At 63.4% G+C, this 2,426-nt stretch carries 2 protein-coding genes; both read left to right on the top strand.

The annotated features are described in order from the left end of the window. Positions 1-113: 113 nt before the first annotated feature. The gene (gene istA / locus G5B31_RS20790) at positions 114-1,682 is read left to right on the top strand and encodes an IS21 family transposase (protein ID WP_028717560.1); all 1,569 of its coding nucleotides are present in this window, start codon (positions 114-116) and stop codon (positions 1,680-1,682) included. Beyond that, positions 1,612-2,340 (top strand): IS21-like element ISPkr1 family helper ATPase IstB, encoded by a 729-nt coding sequence (istB, locus tag G5B31_RS20795; protein WP_024843951.1) that lies wholly within the window; start codon positions 1,612-1,614, stop codon positions 2,338-2,340. The genes istA and istB overlap by 71 nt, the downstream gene beginning before the upstream one ends. Positions 2,341-2,426: the final 86 nt, after the last annotated feature.

A 2,426-nucleotide genomic window follows, 5' to 3' on the forward strand; every position in this document is an offset into this window, starting at 1 on the left:
TGTGAACCGGCGTGCAAAATTGACCCCGTAACGGGGTAATCGGCTTCCAAAAATGACCCCCCTTACGCTGATGGTCATGATGCCTCCGAGGCTATCGGGGGGCACAGTGTGGGATGCTGGTTGTGGAGACGATTGCGAAGATCCGCCGGGCGTATTTCCAGGACAAGAAGTCGATCAAGCATATCTGCCGAGAGCTGCGGGTATCGCGGAACACGGTTCGGAAGGTGATCCGGTCCGGCGCAACGGAGATGACTTACGAGCGAACCGTCCAACCGCAGCCGAAGATCGGTCCCTGGAAAGGCAAGCTCGACGAGATGCTGGCGGCGAATGCGCGCAAGCCGAAGCGCGAGCGGCTGACCCGCATCCGGATTTTCGAAGAGCTCAGGGCCCTCGGATATGACGGCGGCTACGACGCGGTCCGACGCTATGCGGCTTCGTGGTCGCAGGCGGAGCAGGAAGCGTCAGCCGCCGCCTATGTGCCACTGAGCTTCGATCCGGGTGAAGCCTACCAGTTCGACTGGAGTCACGAGGTCGTTCTGATCGACGGCGTGACCACCACGGTGAAGGTGGCTCACGTCCGGCTTTGTCATAGCCGGATGCTGTTCGTCCGGGCCTACCCGCGAGAGACGCAGGAAATGGTGTTCGATGCCCATGACAAGGCCTTTGCCTTCTTCGGCGGCGCCTGTGCGCGTGGGATCTACGACAACATGAAGACGGCGGTGGACACGATCTTCGTCGGCCGCGACCGCGCGTATAATCGCCGGTTCCAGCAGATGTGCGGACACTACCTTGTCGATCCCGTCGCCTGCACCCCCGCGTCCGGCTGGGAGAAGGGACAAGTAGAGAACCAGGTTGGCGTTGTCCGGCGGCGGTTCTTCGTGCCGCGGCCGCGCTTCAAGAGCTACGCGGAACTCAACGCCTGGCTTCAGGATCGCTGTATTGCCTGGGCCAAGGCCCATCCGCACCAGGAATTGCGTGATCGGACAATCTGGGACGTGTTCCAGGATGAGCGGGCGAGCCTGGTGCCCTACGTCGGCCCTTTCGACGGATTCCATGCCGTGCCGGCCTCGGTGTCCAAGACCTGCCTCGTTAGGTTCGACAAGAACCGCTACTCGGTCGATGGTCGCGCCGTCGGCCGTCCGGTCGAGATCCGCGCCTATGCCGAGCGGGTCGAGGTCTGGCAGGACGGCAAGATCGTCGGCCGGCACGACCGCGCCTTCGGGCGCGACAAGGCCATCTATGACCCGCTGCACTACATCCCGGTGCTGGCCCGCAAGCCCGGCGCCCTTCGAAACGGCGCTCCCTTCAAGGAATGGGAACTGCCGCCGGCGATACGACGCGTCCAGCGTAAGCTGGGGCGCGTGCCGAACGGTGACCGTCAGATGGTCCAGATCCTGAGCATGATCCCAACGGATGGACTGGAAGCCGTCGAGGCTGCCTGCGTCGAGGCCCTGACCGAAGGCGCCCCGGCGGCATCGGTCGTTCTGAACATCCTGGCCCGACATCGCGAGCCACCACCTCCGTTGACCATCGCCACGCCGGACGCGTTGCGCCTGACCTGCGAGCCCGTGGCCGACTGCAAACGCTACGACAGCCTCAGGAGACCCCGCCATGGAAAGATCACAGGTGCTGGACGCGATGGGCCAGTTGAAGCTCTACGGCATGAAGGCCGCCTACGATGAGATCATCGCCACGGCGGTGAAGCGACAGCACGAACCGCAGCAAATCGTGGGCGACCTGCTGAACGCCGAGATCAGCGAGAAACAAGCTCGCTCGATCAAATACCAGATGACCATCGCCAAGCTGCCCTTGGCCAAGGAAGTCGACGAGTTCAGCTTCGAAGACACGCCCGTAAACGAAACGCTGGTGCGCGATCTGGCCTCCGGAGAGTTCCTCGAGCATCAGCGTAACGTCGTCCTCATCGGCGGCACCGGGACCGGCAAATCCCACCTTGCCGTCAGCATCGCCCGGGCCTGCATCCGCCGTGGCAAGCGCGGCCGCTTCTTCAACGTCGTGGACCTGGTGAACAAGCTGGACGCCGAAGCCCGCGCCGACCGACAGGGACGCACTGCGGATCTCCTGTGCCGCCTCGACTTCCTGATCCTCGACGAGTTGGGATATCTGCCGTTCGCCCAGACGGGTGGCCAGCTCCTGTTCCACCTCATCAGTCGCCTTTACGAACGCACCTCGATCATCGTGACGACGAACCTCGACTTCGGCGAATGGCCGACCGTCTTCGGAGACGCGAAGATGACAACGGCGCTCCTCGACCGACTGACCCATCACTGTGACATCGTCGAGACCGGCAACGAGAGCTGGCGCTTCAAGACGCGGGAATGACCGAGACGCCGCTGGCCCGATCCGGTTGCGCTGTATGGAGGCTACACCGCATCGGGCCAGCTACCCGTGCTGACCAAGCGGGGTCA

Origin of the sequence: Rhodobacter sp. SGA-6-6, from assembly GCF_011043545.1 — a bacterium.
Lineage (GTDB): Bacteria > Pseudomonadota > Alphaproteobacteria > Rhodobacterales > Rhodobacteraceae > Pseudogemmobacter.

Excerpts from the sequence above, each read along its gene's own strand:
- istA (WP_028717560.1), top strand. The coding sequence starts at position 114 with ATGCTGGTTGTGGAGACGATTGCGAAGATCCGCCGGGCGTATTTCCAG.
- istB (WP_024843951.1), top strand. The coding sequence starts at position 1,612 with ATGGAAAGATCACAGGTGCTGGACGCGATGGGCCAGTTGAAGCTCTAC.